This is a genomic window from Streptomyces sp. NPDC052079, from assembly GCF_040680275.1.
GTDB lineage: Bacteria > Actinomycetota > Actinomycetes > Streptomycetales > Streptomycetaceae > Streptomyces.
In genome coordinates this window covers 29,781-52,320 of the sequence record NZ_JBFAWL010000018.1, presented here as the reverse complement: position 1 = coordinate 52,320, position 22,540 = coordinate 29,781, and the positions used below count along the sequence as shown (strand labels likewise).

At 70.5% G+C, this 22,540-nt stretch carries 19 protein-coding genes; 10 read left to right on the top strand and 9 right to left on the bottom strand.

The window, feature by feature from the left end; genetic code table 11:
- Positions 1–12: 12 nt before the first annotated feature.
- Positions 13–1,503 (bottom strand): glutamate synthase subunit beta, encoded by a 1,491-nt coding sequence (locus tag AB0L56_RS23675; RefSeq protein WP_365426043.1) that lies wholly within the window; start codon positions 1,501–1,503, stop codon positions 13–15.
- Between the two features lie 322 nt (positions 1,504–1,825).
- Positions 1,826–2,524 carry a DUF2293 domain-containing protein gene (locus AB0L56_RS23670; RefSeq protein WP_365426041.1) on the bottom strand — a complete coding sequence of 233 codons (699 nt, stop codon included), beginning with the start codon at positions 2,522–2,524 and terminating at the stop codon, positions 1,826–1,828.
- 68 nt (positions 2,525–2,592) lie between these two features.
- On the opposite strand from AB0L56_RS23670, the gene AB0L56_RS23665 reads away from it, so the two are divergent.
- Positions 2,593–3,225 carry a uridine kinase gene (locus AB0L56_RS23665; protein WP_365426039.1) on the top strand — a complete coding sequence of 211 codons (633 nt, stop codon included), beginning with the start codon at positions 2,593–2,595 and terminating at the stop codon, positions 3,223–3,225.
- Between the two features lie 94 nt (positions 3,226–3,319).
- On the opposite strand, the gene AB0L56_RS23660 is transcribed toward AB0L56_RS23665, so the two are convergent.
- The 3 genes from AB0L56_RS23660 to AB0L56_RS23650 form a co-directional block, all read right to left on the bottom strand.
- The gene (locus AB0L56_RS23660) at positions 3,320–4,447 is read right to left on the bottom strand and encodes a magnesium and cobalt transport protein CorA (protein ID WP_365426037.1); all 1,128 of its coding nucleotides are present in this window, start codon (positions 4,445–4,447) and stop codon (positions 3,320–3,322) included.
- A gap of 181 nt (positions 4,448–4,628) precedes the next feature.
- Entirely contained in the window at positions 4,629–5,555 is a 927-nt protein-coding gene (locus AB0L56_RS23655; RefSeq protein WP_365426035.1) for a PfkB family carbohydrate kinase, read from the bottom strand.
- Positions 5,552–6,463 (bottom strand): pseudouridine-5'-phosphate glycosidase, encoded by a 912-nt coding sequence (locus AB0L56_RS23650; protein WP_365426033.1) that lies wholly within the window; start codon positions 6,461–6,463, stop codon positions 5,552–5,554. Before AB0L56_RS23650 ends, AB0L56_RS23655 begins: the two co-directional genes overlap by 4 nt.
- A gap of 101 nt (positions 6,464–6,564) precedes the next feature.
- Between AB0L56_RS23650 and AB0L56_RS23645 the strand changes: the two genes are divergently transcribed.
- Entirely contained in the window at positions 6,565–6,993 is a 429-nt protein-coding gene (locus tag AB0L56_RS23645; RefSeq protein ID WP_365426031.1) for a VOC family protein, read from the top strand.
- 38 nt (positions 6,994–7,031) lie between these two features.
- On the opposite strand, the gene AB0L56_RS23640 is transcribed toward AB0L56_RS23645, so the two are convergent.
- Positions 7,032–7,586: a methylated-DNA--[protein]-cysteine S-methyltransferase gene (locus AB0L56_RS23640; protein WP_365426029.1), complete on the bottom strand. Its 555-nt coding sequence runs from the start codon at positions 7,584–7,586 to the stop codon at positions 7,032–7,034.
- A gap of 63 nt (positions 7,587–7,649) precedes the next feature.
- Positions 7,650–8,522 carry a glycerophosphodiester phosphodiesterase family protein gene (locus AB0L56_RS23635; protein WP_365426027.1) on the bottom strand — a complete coding sequence of 291 codons (873 nt, stop codon included), beginning with the start codon at positions 8,520–8,522 and terminating at the stop codon, positions 7,650–7,652.
- Between the two features lie 278 nt (positions 8,523–8,800).
- Between AB0L56_RS23635 and AB0L56_RS23630 the strand changes: the two genes are divergently transcribed.
- The 7 genes from AB0L56_RS23630 to aroQ all read left to right on the top strand — a co-directional run bounded on the left by AB0L56_RS23630 (position 8,801) and on the right by aroQ (position 17,892).
- Positions 8,801–9,664 carry an MHYT domain-containing protein gene (locus tag AB0L56_RS23630; protein WP_365426025.1) on the top strand — a complete coding sequence of 288 codons (864 nt, stop codon included), beginning with the start codon at positions 8,801–8,803 and terminating at the stop codon, positions 9,662–9,664.
- 40 nt (positions 9,665–9,704) lie between these two features.
- Positions 9,705–11,870, top strand: a complete 2,166-nt coding sequence (gene uvrB / locus AB0L56_RS23625; RefSeq protein ID WP_365426023.1) for an excinuclease ABC subunit UvrB — start codon at positions 9,705–9,707, stop codon at positions 11,868–11,870.
- 135 nt (positions 11,871–12,005) lie between these two features.
- On the top strand, positions 12,006–12,584 hold the full coding sequence (locus AB0L56_RS23620) for a TerD family protein (RefSeq protein ID WP_030820849.1): 579 nt from the start codon (positions 12,006–12,008) through the stop codon (positions 12,582–12,584).
- A gap of 79 nt (positions 12,585–12,663) precedes the next feature.
- Entirely contained in the window at positions 12,664–14,673 is a 2,010-nt protein-coding gene (locus AB0L56_RS23615; protein ID WP_365426021.1) for a TerD family protein, read from the top strand.
- 302 nt (positions 14,674–14,975) lie between these two features.
- Entirely contained in the window at positions 14,976–15,950 is a 975-nt protein-coding gene (locus AB0L56_RS23610; RefSeq protein WP_365426019.1) for a TerC family protein, read from the top strand.
- Between the two features lie 235 nt (positions 15,951–16,185).
- Positions 16,186–17,286: an ionic transporter y4hA gene (locus AB0L56_RS23605; protein WP_365426017.1), complete on the top strand. Its 1,101-nt coding sequence runs from the start codon at positions 16,186–16,188 to the stop codon at positions 17,284–17,286.
- A 132-nt stretch (positions 17,287–17,418) separates the two neighbouring features.
- Positions 17,419–17,892: a type II 3-dehydroquinate dehydratase gene (gene aroQ, locus AB0L56_RS23600; protein ID WP_361030225.1), complete on the top strand. Its 474-nt coding sequence runs from the start codon at positions 17,419–17,421 to the stop codon at positions 17,890–17,892.
- A gap of 12 nt (positions 17,893–17,904) precedes the next feature.
- Here the strand turns inward: aroQ and AB0L56_RS23595 are convergent, their stop codons facing one another.
- Positions 17,905–18,561 (bottom strand): MBL fold metallo-hydrolase, encoded by a 657-nt coding sequence (locus AB0L56_RS23595; RefSeq protein ID WP_361030228.1) that lies wholly within the window; start codon positions 18,559–18,561, stop codon positions 17,905–17,907.
- Positions 18,562–18,600: 39 nt separating this feature from the next.
- The gene (locus tag AB0L56_RS23590) at positions 18,601–19,290 is read right to left on the bottom strand and encodes a maleylpyruvate isomerase family mycothiol-dependent enzyme (protein WP_365426015.1); all 690 of its coding nucleotides are present in this window, start codon (positions 19,288–19,290) and stop codon (positions 18,601–18,603) included.
- 222 nt (positions 19,291–19,512) lie between these two features.
- Here AB0L56_RS23590 and uvrA point away from each other — a divergent pair, with 222 nt between their 5' ends.
- Entirely contained in the window at positions 19,513–22,521 is a 3,009-nt protein-coding gene (uvrA, locus tag AB0L56_RS23585) for an excinuclease ABC subunit UvrA (RefSeq protein WP_361030234.1), read from the top strand.
- The last annotated feature ends 19 nt before the right edge of the window (positions 22,522–22,540 follow it).

The following is a 22,540-nucleotide window of genomic DNA, read 5'->3' as shown; positions in this document are numbered from 1 at the left end:
CGCGGGCAGTCCTCATACGGTCATGGGGCGGTCGTAGGGACCGATCGGCGCCGGCAGCCGACTCGGCGCGTCGGTCACGTACCGGTCGACCGCCGCCGCCACCGCCCGCCCCTCGGCGATCGCCCACACGATCAACGACTGCCCACGCGCCGCGTCCCCCGCCGCGAACACCCCCGGCACACGCGTGGCGAACCCGTCGTCCCGCGCGATCGTGCCCCGAGGATCCAGCGCCAGCCCCAGCTGCGCCACCAGCCCGTCCCGCTGATCGGGCCCGGAGAAGCCCAGCGCGAGCAGCACGAGATCGGCGGGCAGCGTCCGCTCCGTGCCCGGCACGGCCCGGCGCCGGGAGTCCACCTCGACCAGTCGCAACGCGCGGACGCGCCCCTCCGCGTCCCCCTCGAACCGCAGCGTCGACGCCGCGAACACCCGCGCGTCCGCGTCCGCCGCCGGCGCCGTCCGCAACGCCTCCGCCTCCTCGTGCGCCGGGGACAGGCGGTACAGCTTCGGATACGCCGGCCACGGCTCGGCGTTCTCGTCCCGCTCACTCGGCGGCCGGCCGTAGATGTCGAGCTGGGTGACCGAGGCGGCGCCCTCGCGTATGGCCGTCCCCAGACAGTCCGCCCCCGTGTCACCGCCGCCGACGATGACGACATGCCGGCCCGCGGCGGACAACGGCGACGACTCCAGGTCCCCCGCACACACCCGGTTGGCCAGCGGCAGATACTCCATCGCCTGGTGGATCCCGCCGAGTTCCCGCCCCGGCACCGGCAGCTCCCGCCAGGCGGTCGCGCCCGTAGCGATCACCACGGCGTCGTAGCGGGCCCGTAGCTCCGCCGCGTCCACGTCCTGCCCGACCGTCGTGGAGGTACGGAACTTCGTCCCCTCCTCGCGCATCTGCCCCACACGCCGGTCCAGATGCCGCTTCTCCATCTTGAACTCGGGGATGCCGTACCGCATCAGCCCGCCGACCCGGTCGTCCCGCTCGTACACGGCGACGGTGTGACCGGCCCGGGTCAACTGCTGGGCCGCGGCCAGCCCGGTGGGCCCGGAGCCGATGACCGCGACCGTCCGGCCGGACAGGCGCTCCGGCGGCGCCGGCGGCGCGAAGCCTTCCGCCCAGGCCCGGTCGGCGATGGCGCACTCGACGTTCTTGATGGTGACCGCCGGCTGGTTGATGGCGAGCACACAGCCCGGCTCGCAGGGCGCCGGACACAACCGCCCGGTGAACTCGGGGAAGTTGTTGGTGGCGTGCAGCCGGTCCGCCGCCGCCTGCCAGTCCTCCCGCGAGACCAGGTCGTTCCACTCGGGGATGAGGTTGCCCAGCGGACAGGCCTGATGGCAGAAGGGCACACCGCAGTCCATGCAGCGGTCGGCCTGTTCGCCGATGATGGGCAGCAGCGCCCCGGGGACGTAGACCTCGTCCCAGTCGCGGACCCGTTCCGCCACCGGCCTGCGGGGCCATTCCTCGCGGGGCGTGGTGAGGAATCCCTTGGGATCGGCCATGGCCGTCTTCCTTGCGTGCGCGGGTGACACGCCGTGCGTCGTCGGTCGGCACTCTTCCGGCCACGATACGTCCGCCCGTCCACGTCCGCAGAGAGCATCCGCAGAGCGCTTGCGCCGGAGAACTCCCCGGACGCCGACAGCGCGGCCGCGGCCCGGCGGGCCTGTCAGCGGGTGAGAGCCCAGGACGTACGCCGGCGCCGCCCCGCCGAGGCGAGCGTGCGGACGTGGTTCCACATCGTCCACTCGCGCACATGGACCGGCCGGTACCCAGTGGCCTCCGGGCTCCCGGCTCCAGCCGGGAGGCGGGTAGGCCCGCCGGGCGTCAGCCGGTGGAACCAAGCCCCTCCTCCGACCATCCTCTGAGCACCGTCTCCACCGCTGCCGCGATCCTCCGCCGCGCCTCGTGCCGCGGCACCCCGCTCATCAACAGGCGGTCGTACGGCGTGTCCAGATGCCGTACGGATGCCACCACCGCCGCCGTCACCGCCCGCTCGGACAGCGCCCGGCCCGCCGCGCTCCTTCCCACCCGTCCACTGCCCCGGACCGAGGCGTGCGCGGCGACGGCGTGGGCGCGCACCTCCGGGCAGCCGGGGAACAGCCGCCGTATCTCCGCCGCGAAAGCCTCCGTGAACCGCACGTCCTCGGCCGCCCGCCGCCGGGCGTCCCGCATCCGGCGTCTCCGGCGTGCCTCCGCGTCCGCAAGACAGCGCCGCTCGGCCCGGGCCAGCGCCTCCTCCTCGACCAGCACGCCCTGCCGTTCGTACCGACCCCTGCGACGGTTGAACCGCACGACCACCGCAGACAGCGAGGTCTCCTCCTGCGACCGGCGGGTGAGCGCCGTGTCGCCACGTGGCAGGAAGACGAGGTGACCAAGATCAGCACAGTCGAGACAGCGCGGTAAACCGTTCTCCATCACGAGCAGGGGGAGCGGGCCCCGACGGCAGCCGGCGCAGTGCCGGTCCCGCAGCGGCTGCTGGACGACAAGCCCGGTGAACCGAGGGGGAGTTGCACGGGATGCCATGGCAGGATCCTTCCCCCCGACAGGCCGCGAGCCACGTTCCGGACGCCGGGCTGACGCATTATGGCCGTGTGCGACTCGAAGCGATCACCTGGGACCGGCTGGGCGACCTCCTCGCCGAGCGCCTGCTGGAGCTGAAGCCCGCCGACGGCGGTCCCTGGCCCCGGGTCGCCCTCGACGGCGCCCCGGCCGCCCGGCCCGGTGACCTCGCGGACAGGGTCGCCGGGGCACTGCGGATACGCGGCCGGCCCTCCCTCGTCGTCGGCACCGACGGCTTTCTGCGCCCCGCCTCGGTCCGGCTCGAGTACGGCCACCAGGACGTGGAGTCGTACTACGACGGCTGGTACGACACCGGTGCCCTGTGGCGCGAGGTGTTCGGCCCCCTCGAACCCGGTGGGACCGGCCGGGTCCTGCCCGATCTGTGGGACCCCGTCACCGACCGCGCCACCCGCAGTCCGTATGCCGTGCTTCCGCCCGGTGGCGTGCTGTTGCTGCACGGTCCTTTCCTCCTGCGCCACTGGTTCCCCTTCGACCTGAGCGTCCACCTCCTCCTCTCCCCGGGCGCCCTGCGCCGCCGTACTGCCGAGGCCGAGCACTGGACCCTCCCCGCGTTCGAACGCTACGAGCGGGAGAGCGATCCGGCCGGCACGGCCGACGTCCTGGTGCGGGCCGACGATCCCCGCCACCCGGCCTGGCGCGGCTGACACCGACGCGGCAGGGCGGACCCGGGGGCCACGACTACGCCTGAGCCCTCCGGCCCTCCGCGGGAGGCGGCTCCGCACTGCGGAGGCGCCGCCGTCACAGCCAGCGGCCGCGCCGGAAGGCCCGGTACAGCAGCAGACACGCCACGGATGTCACCCCGATGACCATGCCGTAGCCGTATCTCCAGTGCAGCTCCGGCATGTGGTCGAAGTTCATGCCGTACATCCCGCAGACCATCGTCGGCACCGCCACGATGGCCGCCCACGCGCTGATCTTGCGCATGTCCTCGTTCTGCGCGACCGTGACCTGCGCCAGATGCGCCTGGAGGATCGAGTTGATCAGCTCGTCGAACGCCGCTATCTGCTCCTTCGCCCGCAGCAGATGGTCGGCGACATCGCGGAAGTACGCCTGTATCTCCGGGGCGACGACCCGGATCGGCCGGGTCGCGAGCTCCTCCAGCGGCCGGCCGAGCGGCACCACCGCCCGCTTCAGTTCGAGCAGTTCCCGCTTGAGCTGGTAGATGCGGCCCGGATCGACCCGCGCGCCGTGCTCCGCGAACACATCCGTCTCGATCTGGTCGATGTCCTCCTGGACCGAGTCGATGACGGTGAGATAGTCGTCGACCACATGGTCCGCGATCGCGTGCAGCACCGTGGACGGACCCTGGGCGAGCTGCTCGGGATCGGACTCCAGCCCCTCGCGCAGCGGTCCCAGCGAGCCGTGCCGTCCGTGCCGCACGGTGACCACGAAATCCTCACCGAGGAACACCATGATCTCTCCGGTGTCCACCACCTCACTGTTCGCGGTGAGTTCCTCGTGCTCCACGTAGCAGACCGTCTTGAACACGGCGAACAGTGTCTCCCCGTACCGCTCCAGCTTGGGCCGCTGGTGGGCCTCGACGGCGTCCTCCACCGCCAGCGGGTGCAGGTCGAACAGCTCGGCGATACCGGCGAACTCCTGGTCGGTCGGCTCGTGCAGCCCCAGCCAGACGAACCCCTCCCCCTCGCTGCGGACCTGCTTCACAGCGTCCACCAGAGCGCCGCGCGTGGAGACGCGGTGACCGTCCCGGTAGGTGACGCAGTTGACCACCGAGGAGCCCAGCGGGGACCGGGCCGGATGGCTCAGGTCCACACGGGGACGCCGCCGGGCAAGCCCGGCCACCCGGCGCAGCCCGCCGACCCCACCAAGACTCCTGACCTTCCGCAGATTCCCTGCCATGGACATGTGGCCCCCCTCGTGTGGTTCCCCCGCGCCGTTCCTGCTTTCCGCGTCCGGCTCGCCAGTCTGCCAGTCCCCGGAAAACCGCGTGCGAGCCTGTGGACAGGGACCGTTCCGCTTTGTTCCCGCCTGTGGACAAAGGGAGTTCGGTGGACAAAGGGAGTTCGCCCGATGAGGCTTCCACCCGTCAGGCGAGCGCCGGCGGACGGCCCCCCGTCCTTTCCACTGCCTGTGCGCCCGCCCGGCAGCCCTCCACCGCCGCCTGTCGCGGTTCGGCGCCCGCCAGCAGAGCCGCGAGGAACGCACCGGTGAAGGCGTCACCGGCACCGGTGGTGTCACGGGGCGTCGACGGCACGGCCGGAACCCGGGTGCACACCTCGCCGGACCGCGCGATCAGCGCACCGCCCGCGCCCTGGGTGGCCACCACCAGCGGGACATGGCGGCTCAGCCGCGCCGCCGCGTCCGCGGCATCGGACGCGCCCGTCAGAAGGCGTGCCTCGTGGCTGCTGGGCAACAGCACGTCCACGCCCTCGACGAGCGCCAGGAAGCGGTCGATGCCCAGCGCGCCGAGGAACCCGGCAGACGCCGGATCCAGACTGACTGGCACCCCCCGCGCACGCGCCGCCTTCAATGCCACCGCGACGAAGGCCCGGCTCTCCTCGGCGAAGAGCAGGTAACCCGACAGATGCAGTCGCGCCACCCCGTCCAGCAAGGCGTCCGACCAGTCACCGGGCCCGAGCCGCAGTGAGGCGCCGCTGTCGGTGAGGAACGTCCGCTCGGCCGCCGCCCCCTCGTCGACCAGGCAGATCACCGTCCCCGTCGGCGCCTGCCCGTCCACGACCAGCAGCGGACGGACCCCACAGGCGGTCAGCTCCCGCTCGTGCCAGGCGGCCGCGTCCGCACCCACCCGCCCGAGGAGCCGGACCTCGGCGCCGCCCCGGCGCGCCGCCCAGCAGGCAACATTGGCACCCGCCCCGCCCGGCACCGTCCGGATCGCCGCCGCCGTGTCCGTCCCCGAGGCGAGCGGTCCCCGGTACCGGGCGACCACATCGGTGATCACATCACCGGCGACCAGCAACGCGCCCGCCCGTACGTCCCCCGGCACCCCCGTCACTCCCCGGCGGCCCAGGCGGCGGCGACCCGGGCCGCGAGGCGCACATTGCCGCGGACCGCGGCGAGGTTCGCGGCGAGGGAGGCGCCGTCGGTCTGGCGGACCAGGTGAGCGAGGAGGAACGGGGTCACCCCCTGACCGGTGACGCCCTCCGCCGCACACGCGCGCAGCGCCTCGTCCAGCACCCGCGCGTGCACCTTGGGATCCAACTGCTCGGCCTCGGGAACCGGGTTGGCCACGATCAGAGCCGACTCGGGCCCGCCGAGCGCGTCCTGCGCCCGCATGGCGTCCGCCACCTGCCCCGGGGTGTCCAGCCGCCAGTCCACGGGATGCCCCGAGTCCGACAGATAGAAGCCCGGGAAACGGTCCGTGCCGTACCCGGCGACCGCCACCCCCAGCGTCTCCAGCCGCTGCAGGGTCGCGGGCACGTCCAGGATCGACTTCACTCCCGCGCAGACCACGGTGATCCGAGTACGCGCCAGCAGTCCCAGGTCGGCCGACTCGTCCTGGGTCACCGTCCACTCCCGGTGCACCCCGCCGAGCCCTCCGGTGGCGAACACCCGTATGCCCGCGCGCGCTGCGAGCAGGGCCGTGGCGGACACCGTGGTCGCCCCGCTCCCGCCGGCCGCCACCACAAGCGGCAGATCGCGATGGCCCAGCTTGCGGATGCCCTCACCGCTCGCGATCCGCTCCAGCTGTTCCTTGTCCAGGCCGATCCGGGGGCGCCCGTCCAGCACGGCGATCGTCGCCGGCACCGCTCCTTCCTGCCGTACGGCCGTCTCCAGCTCCAGCGCCACCTGGAGATTGCGCGGCCGGGGCAGCCCGTGCGCGATGATCGTGGACTCCAGGGCCACCACCGGCCGGCCCGCGGCGATCGCCTCCCGCACCTCTTCGGACACCATGAGCACCACGCGTCTGCCTCCCGTCTGCCGCCTCTCCCTCATCTCTGGCGGTCCGCGCACCGGGCCAAACCCCTTGCCGGCCGTCACACGGGTCGCGGAGGCTGGCAGGTATGACGGACAACACGACTCGCCTCGACCACATCGTCCTGTGGGTGCGTGATCCCCTCGCCAGTGCCGGCTTCTACGAGAAGAGCATGGGCCTGGAGCCCGTGAGGCTCACCGACTTCTCCGTGGGCGAGGCACCCTTCCCCTCGGTCCGCGTCAACGAGGAGACGATCCTCGACCTCATGCCGTTGGCCATGGCGGAGCGCATGACGATGCTCCCCGGCGCCGTCGAGAGCTCCGGCCACCCCGTGAACCACGTCTGCCTGTCCTTGCCGGCCGACCGGTTCGACGCCCTCCGCAGTCGCCTCCAAGAGCAGTCCGTACCGGTGACGGACCTCTCGCACGACTCCTTCGGGGCACGCGGCCTGGCTAGACGCAGCTTCTACTTCCGTGACCCGGACGGCAACGTGTTCGAGGCGCGGCACTACGACTGACCCGGTGTCCCGCGGCTGCCCGCGCCGTCCCTGCGCCTTCAGAACAGCGGCTCGGGCAGCACACCCTCCAGGGCGAGCAGCCGTCTCTTGGTCTCCAGCCCGCCCCCGAAACCGCCGATGCCGCCGTCGCTCTCCACGACCCGGTGGCAGGGCACGACCACGGGCAGGGGGTTGGCGCCCATGGCCGTCCCGACGGCCTGCCCCGCGCCCGGCTGACCCATTCGCCCGGCCAGATCGCCGTACCCGACCACCGCGCCGAACGGCACCACGGTGGCGAGGTCCCGCAGTACTTCCCGGTTGAAGCCGGATATCAGCGACCAGTCCAGCGGCAGCTCGAAGGACTGCCGCTCACCCGCGAAGTACGCCTCCACCTGACGTATCGCCTCGGCCAGCAGGGGGGAGTCCGACTCCTCGACCGGTGTGGTGCCGAGCCGGGACGCCAGCCGCTCCAGAGCGCGCTCGCGCACCTCCTCGCCCGCGTGGAACACGATGTTGACAAGGCCCTCGCGGGTCGCGGCCAGCAGCAGCGGGCCGATGCCGGTCTCCATGACCGCCCACACGACCCGCTGCTCTTCCTGCCCATGGCTGTCCATGCGCCCCACCGTACGACTCGCCACTGACAACGCCGGGCGAGCGCCGGTGACCTGGGCGGACGCTCAGCCGCCGACCGCGTCCCGCACCACGTCGGGCGTGTTGGTGATGATCCCGTCCACCCCGAACCCGGCGACCCGCCGTGCCGTGTCCCCGTCGTTCACGGTCCAGGTGAACACCTCCATCCGCTTGCCGTGCGGCCCCCGGAAGCCGTGCACGGCGGCGACGTAGGGGGCGGAGAGCGAGGCATGCGAGGGATTGATCTGGTCGGTGAACGCGGCGTACGAGGGCAGGTCCGCGACCGGCGGCGTCCCGAGGAATCCGGTCTTCACGGCGGGCTTCAGCTCATGGACCGTCCGTACGCTGTCCGCGCTGAAGCTCTGCACGATCAGCCGGCCCTTCACATGCCGGCGGTCGAGCCACCCCTCGTTGCTGAGGGTCTTGAGGGTCTCCTGCTCGATGCCCGGATAGAGCTGGGGGTTCTTGAGCTCCAGCAGCAGCTTCTGGTCGTAACGCTCCATGCGGTGCAGGAACTGCTCCAGCGTCGGAACGCGCGCGCCCGCGTACGCGGGGTCGAACCAGCTGCCCGCGTCGAGCCGGGCGATCTCGGCGGCGGTGAAGTCCTTCACCTTCCACGGAGCGCGGTCGGGGAAGAGCTCCTCGACGTCCGTGGTGCGCTGAAGGCTGTCGTCGTGGAGGATGACGAGTTCTCCGTCCTTGGTGCGCTGGACGTCGTTCTCCACCCACTCGACGCCGAGGGCGGCCGCCTTGTCGACGGCCGCAAGCGTGTTCTCGGGCGCGTACGCGGAGGCGCCGCGATGAGCGACGATCACGGTGCGGGGGCCGCCTTCGGCGGCGTATGCGGGGGAGAGCGGGAGCAGGAGGGCGACGGTACCCAGGAGCGCGGTGGTCGAGGTGGCGACAGCGCGTGCGTGCATGCGTACTCCTCGCGTTGAACGGTCACGGTCAGATCAACTGTGACAGCAGAGGGTCAACGCGACACGGGTGCAGGATGGCCAGAGATTGAACAGAGTTGCCCGAACTCCGCACACTGGTGCCACACACCTGGGGCAAGGGCGTGTTTCTTTGCCGGATAGTCGTTCGACCATTCCGGTGGGGTCATACTCTCTGCGTCAACCCCGGCCGCCGTCGCGGTCCTGGGAGGGGGACCACATCGGGTCGTTGTGGGACGAACAGGGCGGAAGGGCAGCCGCGCATGCAGGGCACGGTCGACGGATTCAGCTACGGCCTAGTCACACCGCTGGTGGCCTTTCTCATGGCCTGCCTCGGCGGTGCCCTGGGCCTGCGCTGCACCACCAGATCCAGGACGGCTCGCCGCTCCTGGCGGGCCGGCTGGCTCGCCCTGGGCTCGGTGGCCATCGGCTCCGGCATATGGACTATGCACTTCATCGGCATGATGGGGTTCACGATCAAGGGCACCCCGATCCACTACGACCGGGCCATGACGTTCGCCGGCCTGGCCGTCGGAATCGTCATGGTGGGCACAGGGATCTTCATCGTGGGCTACCGGGGCACCTCCGGAACGGCACTGTTCACCGGTGGCACCATCACCGGCCTCGGCATCGCCTCGATGCACTACCTCGGCATGGCCGGCATGAGTCTTGACGGCCGGCTGGAGTACAACACCGTCCTTGTCGCCACCTCCGTGGCCATAGCCATGGCCGCCGCCACCGCCGCCCTGTGGGCGGCCGGACAGGTGAGGGGCGTCCTGTGGAGCGTCGGCGCCAGTCTCGTCATGGGCGTCGCGGTCACCGGCACGCACTACACCGGCATGGCCTCACTCGACGTCCACGTCCACGGCACCGCCACCCCCGCCGCGGGGGAGTCCGCGGGCAGCCTGCTCGGTCCCCTCATGGCCGGTCCGCTCGCCTTCCTCGTGCTGGCGGGCATCGTGGTGATCTTCGACCCGCTGATCGTCGCCGGCGGACCGGGCACGCCGCCCACCGAGTACAAGCCCGGTGTCCCCGCCCACCCCCCGGCCCACCACCGCCCGGCGCGCTCGCGACTGCGCCTGCGCGGTCCCGTGGAACACCGCTCCCGCACCCCGCAACGACGCTGATCAGGACCGTTTGTCAGCGGGGCATCGTACGGTTGATGACATGCGGCCCGTTTCCCAGATCGAACGCACGGTGGCGCCCTTCGAGGTCGTCAGCCCCTACCGGCCCAGCGGCGACCAGCCGACGGCCATCGCCGACCTCGCCCGGCGCATCCAAGCAGGCGAGAAGGACGTCGTCCTGCTCGGCGCGACCGGCACCGGCAAGTCCGCCACCACCGCGTGGATGATCGAGAAGCTCCAGCGCCCCACCCTGGTGATGGCGCCGAACAAGACCCTGGCCGCACAGCTGGCCAACGAATTCCGCGAGCTGCTGCCCAACAACGCCGTCGAGTACTTCGTCTCGTACTACGACTACTACCAGCCCGAGGCGTACGTCCCGCAGTCGGACACCTACATCGAGAAGGACTCCTCGATCAACGAGGAGGTCGAGCGGCTGCGCCACTCGGCGACCAACGCGCTGCTCACCCGCCGCGACGTCGTCGTGGTCGCCTCCGTCTCCTGCATCTACGGCCTGGGCACACCGCAGGAGTACGTGGACCGGATGGTCCCCCTCCGCGTCGGCGACGAGGTCGACCGCGACGAGCTGCTGCGCCGTTTCGTGGACATCCAGTACACGCGCAACGACACGGCGTTCACCCGCGGCACCTTCCGCGTCCGGGGCGACACCATCGAGATCTTCCCGGTCTACGAGGAGCTCGCCGTCCGCATCGAGATGTTCGGCGACGAGATCGAGGCGCTGTCCACGCTGCACCCCCTCACCGGCGAGATCATCAGCGACGACCAGCAGCTGTACGTCTTCCCCGCCTCCCACTACGTCGCGGGACCCGAGCGGCTGGAGCGCGCGGTCAACGACATCGAGAAGGAGCTCGGCGAGCGCCTGACCGAGCTGGAGAAGCAGGGCAAGCTGCTGGAGGCCCAGCGGCTGCGCATGCGGACCACCTACGACATCGAGATGCTCCGCCAGATCGGCTCCTGCTCCGGTGTGGAGAACTACTCGATGCACTTCGACGGCCGTTCGCCCGGCTCGCCGCCGAACACCCTGCTGGACTACTTCCCGGACGACTTCCTCCTCGTCATCGACGAGTCGCACGTCACCGTCCCGCAGATCGGCGCCATGTACGAGGGCGACGCCTCCCGCAAGCGCACCCTGGTCGACCACGGCTTCCGGCTCCCCTCGGCCCTGGACAACCGGCCGCTGAAGTGGGAGGAGTTCCAGAAGCGCATCGGCCAGGCCGTCTATCTGTCGGCCACTCCCGGACAGTACGAGCTCTCCCGCGCGGACGGCTTCGTCGAGCAGATCATCCGCCCCACCGGCCTCGTCGACCCCGAGGTCGTCGTCAAGCCCACCGAGGGCCAGATCGACGACCTGGTCCACGAGATCCGCACGCGCGTGGAGAAGGACGAGCGCGTCCTGGTCACCACGCTCACCAAGAAGATGGCCGAGGACCTCACCGACTACTTTCTGGAACTCGGCATCCAGGTGCGCTATCTGCACAGCGACGTCGACACCCTGCGCCGGGTGGAGCTGCTGCGGGAGCTGCGCAGCGGTGAATACGACGTCCTCGTCGGCATCAACCTGCTGCGTGAGGGGCTCGACCTGCCCGAGGTGTCCTTGGTGGCGATCCTCGATGCCGACAAGGAGGGCTTCCTGCGTTCGGGCACCTCTTTGATCCAGACCATCGGCCGCGCGGCGCGCAACGTCTACGGCCAGGTCCATATGTACGCCGACAAGATCACCCCGGCGATGGAGAAGGCCATCGAGGAGACCAACCGCCGCCGGGAGAAGCAGATCGCGTACAACCAGGCCAACGGCATCGATCCGCAGCCCCTGCGCAAGAAGATCAACGACATCGTCGCGCAGATCGCCCGGGAGGACATCGACACCGAGCAGCTGCTGGGATCGGGCTATCGCCAGGCCAAGAAGGACGGCGGCGGCCCCAAGACGCCCGTGCCCTCCCTCGGCACCAAGGCCGCCAAGGGCGCGAAGAACGCCAAGGGGGCCAAGGCCAAGGGAGCCAAGGGCAAGGCCGCCGAGACCGTGCCGACCGACCGTCCCGCCGCCGATCTCGCCGGGCAGATCGAGGAGCTCACCGCGCGGATGCGGGCCGCCGCCGCGGACCTCCAGTTCGAGATCGCCGCCCGGCTGCGCGACGAGGTGTCGGAGATGAAGAAGGAACTGCGGCAGATGCAGGAGGCCGGCCTGTCCTGACGTCCGCACACGCGATGTGTTGCAAGAACGACACAAAGTGCGGACCTGAGTACGTCACTGTCAGTGCCCCTGCGTAGGGTTCTGGTCAACCGCGGTTGTGCGGCAACAGGGGAAGTCCGAGAGGGGAATCAGCGCGTGACCGTCAACATGACCAAGGGTCAGGCCATCAGTCTGCAGAAGAACGACGGCGGCAGCCTGACCGCGGTGCGCATGGGTCTCGGATGGCAGGCGGCACCCCGTCGCGGCCTGTTCGGCTCGCGCACCCGGGAGATCGACCTGGACGCCTCGGCCGTGCTGTTCGCCGACAAGCAGCCCGTCGACGTCGTCTTCTTCCGCCACCTCGTGAGCGACGACGGCTCCGTGCGCCACACCGGTGACAACCTCGTCGGCGGTGTCGGCCAGGGCGGCGACGACGAGGCCATCCTCGTCGACCTGTCGCGGGTCCCGGTCCACATCGACCAGATCGTCTTCACCGTGAACTCCTTCACGGGCCAGACGTTCCAGGAGGTGCAGAACGCGTTCTGCCGCCTCGTCGACGAGACCAACGGCCAGGAACTCGCCCGCTACACGCTGGCCGGCGGCGGCGCCTACACGGCCCAGATCATGGCCAAGGTGCACCGCTCCGGCACGGGCTGGACGATGACGGCGCTCGGCAACCCGGCCAACGGCCGCACCTTCCAGGACCTGATGCCGGCGATCCTGCCGGTCCTCTAGGCATCCAAAGGCTCACCGGCCCCGGCGGGCCGGTGAGCGGCACACGATCCATCACACGCGACGCAGGGGGACGAAGGCGATGACGGCCGAGCTGGTGCGGGGACAGAACCACCCGCTCTCCCAGTCCCGTCTGGAGATCAGGATCTCGGCCGGCACGCCGATCGTGGCCGTGGCCGCGCTCGGCGACGAGAACGGCAGGATCCGCGGGACCGAGTGGGTGGCCCACCCGGGTGCTCCCACCCAGCCCGGTCTCGAGGTGTCCCGTCAGGCGGCCGCCGACCACCGTCTCGCGGTGGATCTGGACGCCATGACGGACGCGGTCCACCGCGTCAGCGTGCTGCTCGCCCTGCCCGCCCAGGCCGGCGCTCCCGGGCCCTCCCGGTTCGGCGCCGTGGCGGCCCCCTTCGTCGCCGTCACCGGTCTGGACGGCGACGAGGTCGCCAGCTACACCATCACGGGCCTGGAGGCCGAGTCGGCCGTCGTCGCGCTGGAGCTCTACCGGCGGCAGGGCGCCTGGAAGGTGCGTGCCGTCGGCCAGGGCTACGCCGGCGGTCTGGCCGAACTCTTCACCGACCAGGGCCTGCCCGAGGCCGTGCAGCTCGCGGGCAGCATCAACGAGGCGGTCGCACAGGGCCTCGCCCGCTCCGTGCAGGCCCCCCCGCCCCGCACCTCCGACGGCGACCGCTCCCGGCAGGCGGCCGCCCCCGCGGTCGGCCCGGACCAGGGCGGCACCGCACCCCAGGGCGCCGCCGGCCCCGTACCGCCGTCGTACGGCGGGCGGCCGGCCGGCGGACCCGGACAGGACGGACCGCAGCCCGCGTACGGCGGACCCGGCACCGCCGGCCCGTCCGCGGCCACCGGCGCCGGCCCGATCGACTACAGCCACCCCCGCAGGCAGACCTCGGCCCCGGCGCCGCCCCCGCCCGCCGCGCCGCAGCCCCGGCCCGGTCAGCCCGCGCAGCCCGTGGCGGGGGACGCGACCGGCTGGTCCATGGAGGAGCGGCTCTACAACCAGGTCTGGGGCATGTTCGAGGACCTGGCCCGCACCACCGCCGCGTACCGGAGCGCCGTCGACTTCGCCGAATCGCGCATGGACAAGGAGCTCGAGCAGGCCCTGTCCGACCCGCGCAGCCGGATCGGTGGTCAGGGCGATGCCGCCCGCGAGAGCGCCCGGGCCCGGCATGCCGAGCTCGTCGGCCAGGCCCGGGAGTCCCTCGACCGCGACCTCGCCCAGCTCGTCGCCGAGGCCGATGTCGTCGAACCCGCACTGCCCCCGGCGTTCGCCCGCTGGGACAACCCCGCGTGGCACGCCTACCGGGTGCCGATGGAGATACCCATGGCGGTCCGCCTGGGCGACCTCAGCCTCCCCGAGGCCGAGCGGATCCGCATCCCGATGCTGCTCCGGCTGCCGCTGGAACGCGGCCTGTGGATCGACAGCGGACGGACCGACGGCATCGACGGGTCGTTCACCGACTCGCACGACATGCGGCGCCTCGCCATGGAGACGGCCGTGGCCCACGCGGCCCGGCTGCTCGCCGTCTACCCGGCGGGCGAGTTCACGGTGCACGTCATCGACCCGGCCGGATCCGCCGCGCAGGCACTCGCACCGCTGACGCAGACCGGTGTGCTGGCGGCCCCGCCCGCCCAGGGCGCCGCGGGCGTCACGGACGTGCTGGGCCGGCTCACCCAGCGCGTCGACCTGGTGCAGATGGCGCTGCGCGGAGGCGCCCCCGACGCGCTGCCGCCCGGATTCGACACCTCACAGCAGCTGCTCATCGTCAACGACTTCCCGCACGGCTTCGACGACCGGGCGGTGAACCAGCTGCGCTACCTCGCCGACGAGGGCCCGTCCGTCGGCGTCCATCTGATGATGGTCGCCGACCGCGAGGAGTCCGCGGGCTACGGTCCGCTGCTCGACCCGCTGTGGCGTTCACTGCTGCGCCTGACGCCCGTGCCCGACGACCATATGGCCGACCCGTGGGTGGGGCACGCCTGGACATATGAGCCGCCTCTGGTGCCGCCGGGCAGCCAGGTGCTCCATCAGGTGCTCACCCAGGTCGCCGCGGCCCGCCGTTCATGGAACCGATGAACCGCCGCACCTTCTGCCGCACCCCTTGATCAAGGACAAGTAAAGCCCCAACGACCTGGGACTTTGTATGTTCCTTTACCTGAGCCTTTACCAATCCTTGGCGATTGGGTACTGTTGGCCGCACGGAGGGGAGTACTCCCTGTCTGTGCGGCGACCCCGTCAATACGGATCAGGCCAGATCCCGGGGCGTCGGCCCGAAGGACCGTCCGAGCGCACACACGCGCCCGAGGCGCCCGGGTGGAAGAGACCTCCGGCAGCGACGACGCTGACCTTTGCCGTGTGACGTATCTGCCGGAGGCGCAGTGGATGTTTCCATGACCCTGTGGGTCTCGACGATCGTGGGCCTGATCGCCCTGATCGCGGCCGACTTCTTCATCGGCCGTAAACCGCATGACGTGTCCGTCAAGGAAGCAGGGATCTGGACCATCGTCTGGATCGTCCTGGCCGCGCTCTTCGGCCTCGGCCTGCTGATCTGGGGCGGAGGACAGCCCGCGGGCGAGTTCTTCGCCGGTTACATCACCGAGAAGTCGCTGAGCGTCGACAACCTTTTCGTCTTCGTCCTGATCATGGCGAAGTTCGCGGTGCCGTCGCAGTACCAGCAGCGAGTGCTTCTCGTCGGCGTGCTCATCGCCCTGGTGCTGCGCGCGATCTTCATCGCCGCAGGCGCCGCGATCATCGCCAGCTTCTCGTGGGTGTTCTACATCTTCGGTGCCTTCCTGATCTGGACCGCCTGGAAGCTCATCCAGGAGGCCCGGGCCGACCAGGAGGACGAGGAATACGAGGAGAACAAGCTGCTCAAGGCCGCCGAGCGCCGCTTCGGTGTCGCCGACCGGTACCACGGCACCAAGCTGTGGATCGAGCAGAACGGCAAGCGGGTGATGACCCCCATGCTCGTCGTCATGCTCGCCATCGGCAGCACGGACGTCCTGTTCGCGCTCGACTCGATCCCCGCGATCTTCGGTCTGACGCAGGACCCGTACATCGTGTTCACGGCGAACGCGTTCGCCCTGATGGGCCTTAGGCAGCTGTACTTCCTGATCGGCGGACTGCTGCGGAAGCTGGTCCACCTCTCCTACGGGCTGTCGATCATTCTCGGCTTCATCGGCGTGAAGCTCGTGCTGCACGCACTGCACGAGTCCGGGGTGCACGTGCCCGAGATCAGCATCCCCGTCTCGCTGGGCGTGATCTGCTCGGTTCTGATCGTCACCACGATCACCAGCCTCCGGGCCTCCCGCAAGCAGGCCGAAGCGGCCGAAGGCCGAGGCGATGCCCGGTGAAGAACGACATTGACGTCTGACCCGGTCGAACCAGGAAACACGGGCACCGGGAGCGGAGGGCAGCACAACGCCGGCCACCGCTCCCGGTGCCCTCATGTTTCCCCCGCGCCGCTTGCCGGCGCCGACCGCACACCACTCGTACGAGGAGGCCATGCGTGACCCTGACGACCCCGAGACGATCACAGCCCCGCGGTGCAGGAATGCGACACCCCGCCTCGTCTGGGACGATCGCACCATGATCGGTCGGCTCGGGCCACTTGTGACGCAGTGGACGACCGCAGTGCCCCTGCTCGCCGTGGTGCTGCTGGTACTGACCTGGGGCCGGGACCTGCCCGGCTGGATCGTCGCGGTGGTGACCCTGGTCCTCGCGGCCTCCGTGCTGGCGGCCGTGCACCACGCCGAGGTGGTGGCCCACAGGGTGGGCGAGCCCTTCGGCTCGCTGGTCCTGGCGGTCGCCGTCACCGTCATCGAGGTCGCGCTGATCGTCACGCTGATGATCGACGGCGGGGACAAGAGTGCGACGCTCGCCAGGGACACCGTGTTCGCGGCCGTGATGATCACCGTCAACGGCATTCTCGGACTGAGCCTGCTGGTGGGCTCACTGCGCCACCGCACGGCGGTCTTCAATTCGGAAGGCACCGGAGCGGCCCTCGCCACCGTGACCACCCTGGCGACCCTCAGTCTGGTCCTGCCGACGTTCACCACGAGCAAGCCCGGCCCGGAGTTCTCCACCGTGCAACTCTCGTTCGCGGCGGTCTCCTCGCTGATTCTCTACGCCCTGTTCGTCGCCACCCAGACCGTCAGACATCGCGACTACTTCCTGCCGGTGGCCAAGCAGGGGGCGGTGGCCGAGCCGGAGGAGCACGCGGCGGCGCCCTCCACCCGCACCGCTCTGATCAGTCTGACCCTGCTGGGACTGGCCCTGGTCGGTGTGGTCGGCCTCGCCAAGGGCGTCTCGCCCACCATCGAGTCGGGAGTGAACGCGGCAGGGCTGCCCCATTCCGTCGTCGGTGTGATCATCGCCCTGCTGGTCCTCCTCCCGGAGACCATCGCCGCGGTGCGCGCCGCGAGGCGCGACCATGTGCAGACCAGCATGAACCTCGCGCTCGGCTCGGCGATGGCCAGCATCGGCCTGACCATCCCCGCCGTCGCCCTGGCCTCCCTCTGGCTGCCCGGCCCGCTCGTCCTCGGCCTCGGCAACACCCATATGGTGCTGCTCGCCCTGACCATGGTGGTCGGTGCGCTGACGGTGGTGCCCGGCCGCGCCACGCCACTCCAGGGCGGAGTGCACCTGGTGCTGCTCGCCGCCTATCTGGAGCTGGCGGTCAACCCGTAGCACGACGTGCGGATCAGCAGGGACGTCATGGCGGAGGCCAGCACCCGACGCCCCTGCGCCGCACCGTGATAGACCGGGGGCGAGCGGGCGGTTCCGGGGAGGGCCGCCCCACGCCGACCGACCGGAGGAACCGTGCCCCGCAACCTGGCCAGCGCCCCGATCATGATCCTCAACGGGCCCAATCTGAACCTGCTCGGACAGCGCCAGCCGGAGATCTACGGCTCCGACACGCTCGCCGACGTGGAGACGATGTGCGCCAAGGCGGCGGCCGCGCACCACGGCACGGTGGACCTGCGCCAGTCCAACCACGAGGGTCAGCTGGTGGACTGGATCCACGAGGCGCGGCTGAACCACTGCGGGATCATCATCAATCCCGGCGCCTACTCGCACACCTCGGTCGCGATCCTGGACGCCCTCAACGCCTGTGACGGACTACCCGTGATCGAGGTCCACATCTCCAACATCCACCGGCGCGAGTCCTTCCGGCACCACTCCTACGTCTCGCTGCGCGCCGACGGGGTCATCGCGGGGTGCGGGGTGCAGGGATATGTGTTCGCGGTCGAGCGGATCGCCGCGCTGGCCGGACCGGGACGGGCCGACGCGTAGGCGCGACCCCGTTCACCACCCTCGCGCTCGCCACTCCGGTAGATGCGGGCGCTCCGCGCCCAGGGTGGTGTCGTCGCCGTGGCCGGGGTAGACCCATGTCTCGTCCGGCAGCACCTCGAAGATCTTGGTCTCGACGTCGTGCAGCAGACTGGCGAAGGCCTTCGGGTCCTTGTGGGTGTTGCCCACACCGCCCGGGAACAGACAGTCCCCGGTGAACACATGGGGATGCCCGTGGGGATCGTCGTAGACCAGAGCGATCGAGCCGGGTGTGTGCCCGACCAGATGGCGGGCGGTGAGCTCGACCTGCCCCACACGGATGGTGTCGCCGTCGTCGACCAGCACGTCGGTCGGCACCGGGATGCCCTCGGCGTCCTCCCGGCCCGCGTGAGTGCGGGCGCCGGTGGCCGCCACGACATCGGCGAGCGCCTGCCAGTGGTCGGCGTGCCGGTGGGTGGTGACGACGGACGCGATGCCGTCGCCACCGATCGTGCTGAGCAGGGTCCCCGCGTCGTTGGCCGCATCGATCAGTAGCTGCTCGTCGGTGGCCCGGCAACGCAGCAGATAGGCGTTGTTGTCCATGGGGCCGACCGCGACCTTCGTGATCATCAGGTCCTTGAGTTCATGCACGTCGGCTGGGCCGCCGACCGTCACCCGACCGCTGTACGTCATGGACGTCAGCCTATAGCGGGAATCCGCGCCGGACAGGCGCTACAGCGGGGGAAGCGAGGGAAGTCGGCCGCCCTTCACCGCCAGACCGGACCCGTCCCGCCGGCCGGCGAGCCACCCCAGCAGGTCGGCCGGCATCCCCTCGACCGCCACGGGGTCGCCGCCCGCCCCGCCGCCGGTCGTCCAGGTCCTGCCGTCCATGGTGGCCAGGGCGGTCGCCGGCACGTCCCGGTGACCGGTGAACCGCGCCGCGAGGAAGTCGATCTCCCGCTCCGTGAACTCCTCCGGCAGGTCCTCCAGCTCGTAGCCGATCCCGAGGTCCACGTGGTGCAGTTCCACTTCGGCCCAGCGCCGGAACGGCAGCCGTTCCGCGCGGTCGGTGACGCCGTTGCGCAGCTCCACTGTGCGCGACCAGTCCGCCGGGGCCGCCCCCGCCGCGCGGAAGCGCTCCGCGCTCTCCCGCAGGTCGGCGAGGTGCGCGTCGAGGGGGCGCGGGGCGCGCTGCTCGATGTCGGCGTCCCGGGCCTCGCCGGAGACGTACATCGGCCGCCCCTCCAGGACGTTCACCAGGGCGTCCGCGTTGCGCGCCAGGTGGGCCAGCACATGGCCCCGGGTCCAGCCGGGCAGGCGTGACGACTGGGTCACAGCCGCGTTGTCCAGGGCGCCGACCGCGGTCAGCAGTCGTTCGGTAGCGGCTTGCACAGACGCCAGGTCATCAGCGTGATCAATCATGCTGCTGACCCTAGCTCGGCCACACCTCCGGGTGAAGGTGGTGAACCGGCACGTAAAATCGAATGCACGTGCTATAGGGTCGGATGCGGCGTCGGGCATGCTGGAGAGCCGGGGTTTGTTGACAACCCGTGAACCCAACCGGCGTTGTCAGTGGCTCCCCCTAGTCTGAGAAAGACGGGGGCCCCGCCCCTGTCACTTCTCTCAAGAAAGGTGCGGACCGGCGTGGCCGACCGTCTCATCGTCCGTGGAGCGCGCGAGCACAACCTCAAGAACGTCTCGCTCGATCTCCCGCGCAACGCGCTCATCGTGTTCACGGGCCTGTCGGGGTCGGGCAAGTCCTCGCTGGCCTTCGACACCATCTTCGCGGAGGGACAGCGGCGCTACGTGGAGTCGCTCTCCTCGTACGCCCGGCAGTTCCTCGGCCAGATGGACAAGCCGGACGTCGACTTCATCGAGGGCCTGTCCCCGGCGGTCTCCATCGACCAGAAGTCGACCTCCCGCAACCCGCGCTCCACGGTCGGCACCATCACCGAGGTCTACGACTACCTGCGCCTGCTCTTCGCGCGCATCGGCAAGCCGCACTGCCCTGAATGCGGCCGGCCGATCTCCCGCCAGTCCCCGCAGGCCATCGTCGACAAGGTCCTGCAGCTGCCGGAGGGCAGCCGCTTCCAGGTGCTTGCCCCCCTGGTGCGCGAGCGCAAGGGCGAGTTCGTCGACCTCTTCTCCGAGCTTCAGACCAAGGGCTACTCGCGCGCGCGGGTGGACGGGGAGACGATCCAGCTCTCCCAGCCGCCCACGCTGAAGAAGCAGGAGAAGCACACCATCGAGGTGGTCGTCGACCGCCTCACGGTCAAGGAGAGCGCCAAGCGCCGCCTCACCGACTCCGTGGAGACCGCCCTCGGGCTGTCCGGCGGCATGGTCGTGCTCGACTTCGTCGACCTCCCCGAGGACGACCCCGAGCGCGAGCGGATGTACTCCGAGCACCTGTACTGCCCGTACGACGACCTGTCCTTCGAGGAGCTGGAGCCGCGCTCCTTCTCCTTCAACTCGCCCTTCGGCGCCTGCCCCGAGTGCACCGGCATCGGCACGCGCATGGAGGTCGACCCCGAGCTGATCGTGCCCGACCCGGAAAAGAGCCTGGACGAGGGCGCCATCCACCCGTGGTCGCACGGCCACACCAAGGACTACTTCGACCGCCTGATCGGCGCCCTCGCGGACGCGCTGGGCTTCCGTACGGACATCCCCTTCGCGGGGCTGCCGCAGCGCGCCAAGAAGGCCCTGCTGTACGGCCACAAGACCCAGGTCGAGGTCCGCTACCGCAACCGCTACGGCCGCGAGCGCCGGTACACCACGGCCTTCGAGGGTGCCGTCCCCTTCGTCAAGCGCCGGCACAGCGAGGCCGAGAGCGACGCCAGCAGGGAGCGCTTCGAAGGCTACATGCGCGAGGTGCCCTGCCCCGCCTGTCAGGGCACCCGGCTCAAGCCCGTCGTCCTCGCCGTCACGATCATGGGCAAGTCCATCGCCGACGTCTCCGGGATGTCCATCAGCGACTGCGCGGACTTCCTGGGCGAGCTGAAGCTCACCGCACGCGACAAGAAGATCGCCGAGCGGGTGCTGAAGGAAGTCAACGAGCGGCTGCGGTTCCTGGTCGACGTCGGCCTGGACTACCTCTCGCTCAACCGCGCGGCGGGCACCCTCTCCGGCGGTGAGGCCCAGCGCATCCGCCTGGCCACGCAGATCGGCTCCGGACTCGTCGGCGTGCTCTACGTCCTCGACGAGCCGTCCATCGGCCTGCACCAGCGCGACAACCACCGGCTGATCGAGACCCTGGTCCGGCTGCGCGACATGGGCAACACGCTCATCGTCGTCGAGCACGACGAGGACACCATCAAGGTCGCCGACTGGATCGTCGACATCGGCCCCGGCGCCGGTGAGCACGGCGGCAAGGTCGTGCACAGTGGCTCCCTCAAGGAGCTGCTGGCCAACGCCGAGTCGCAGACCGGCCAGTACCTGGCCGGCAAGAAGGCCATTCCGCTGCCCGAGATCCGCCGCCCGCACGACCCGTCGCGCCGGCTCACGGTGCACGGCGCCCGCGAGAACAACCTCCAGGACATCGACGTGTCCTTCCCGCTGGGCGTCTTCACCGCGGTGACGGGTGTGTCCGGCTCCGGCAAGTCCACCCTGGTCAACGACATCCTTTACACGCACCTGGCGCGTGAGCTGAACGGCGCGCGGAGCGTCCCCGGCCGGCACACGCGCGTGGAGGGCGACGACCTCGTCGACAAGGTGGTCCACGTCGACCAGTCGCCCATCGGCCGCACCCCGCGCTCCAACCCGGCGACGTACACCGGTGTCTTCGACCATGTGCGCAGGCTGTTCGCCGAGACGACGGAGGCGAAGGTCCGCGGCTACATGCCGGGCCGCTTCTCCTTCAACGTCAAGGGCGGCCGCTGCGAGAACTGCGCGGGCGACGGCACCATCAAGATCGAGATGAACTTCCTCCCGGACGTGTACGTCCCGTGCGAGGTCTGCCACGGCGCTCGCTACAACCGGGAGACCCTGGAGGTCCACTACAAGGGCAAGTCCATCGCCGATGTGCTGAACATGCCGATCGAAGAGGCCATGCACTTCTTCGAGGCGGTCCCGGCGATCTCCCGCCACCTCAGGACGCTCAACGACGTCGGCCTCGGCTATGTCCGCCTGGGCCAGTCCGCGACCACCCTGTCCGGCGGTGAGGCGCAGCGCGTGAAGCTCGCCAGCGAGCTGCAGAAGCGCTCCACCGGCCGCACGGTCTACGTCCTGGACGAGCCGACCACCGGTCTGCACTTCGAGGACATCAGCAAGCTGCTGACGGTCCTGTCCGGCCTGGTGGACAAGGGCAACACGGTCATCGTCATCGAGCACAACCTCGATGTGATCAAGACCGCCGACTGGGTCGTCGACATGGGTCCCGAGGGCGGTTCCGGCGGCGGTCTGGTCGTCGCGGAGGGCACGCCCGAGCAGGTGGCGGGCGTCCCGGCGAGCCACACCGGCAAGTTCCTCAGGGAGATCCTGGGATCGGACCGGATCAGCGACGCCAGCCGGGTGCGGGCCTCGGGCAAGGCGGTGGCGAAGAAGACGGTCGCCGCCAAGACCGCCACCAGGAAGACGGCCACGAAGACGGTCGGCACCGCCGGGAAGACGGCCACCAAAGCCGCCGCGAAGAAGACGACGCGGGCGCCCAAGGCCTGACAGGCCGCCCGCACCGACA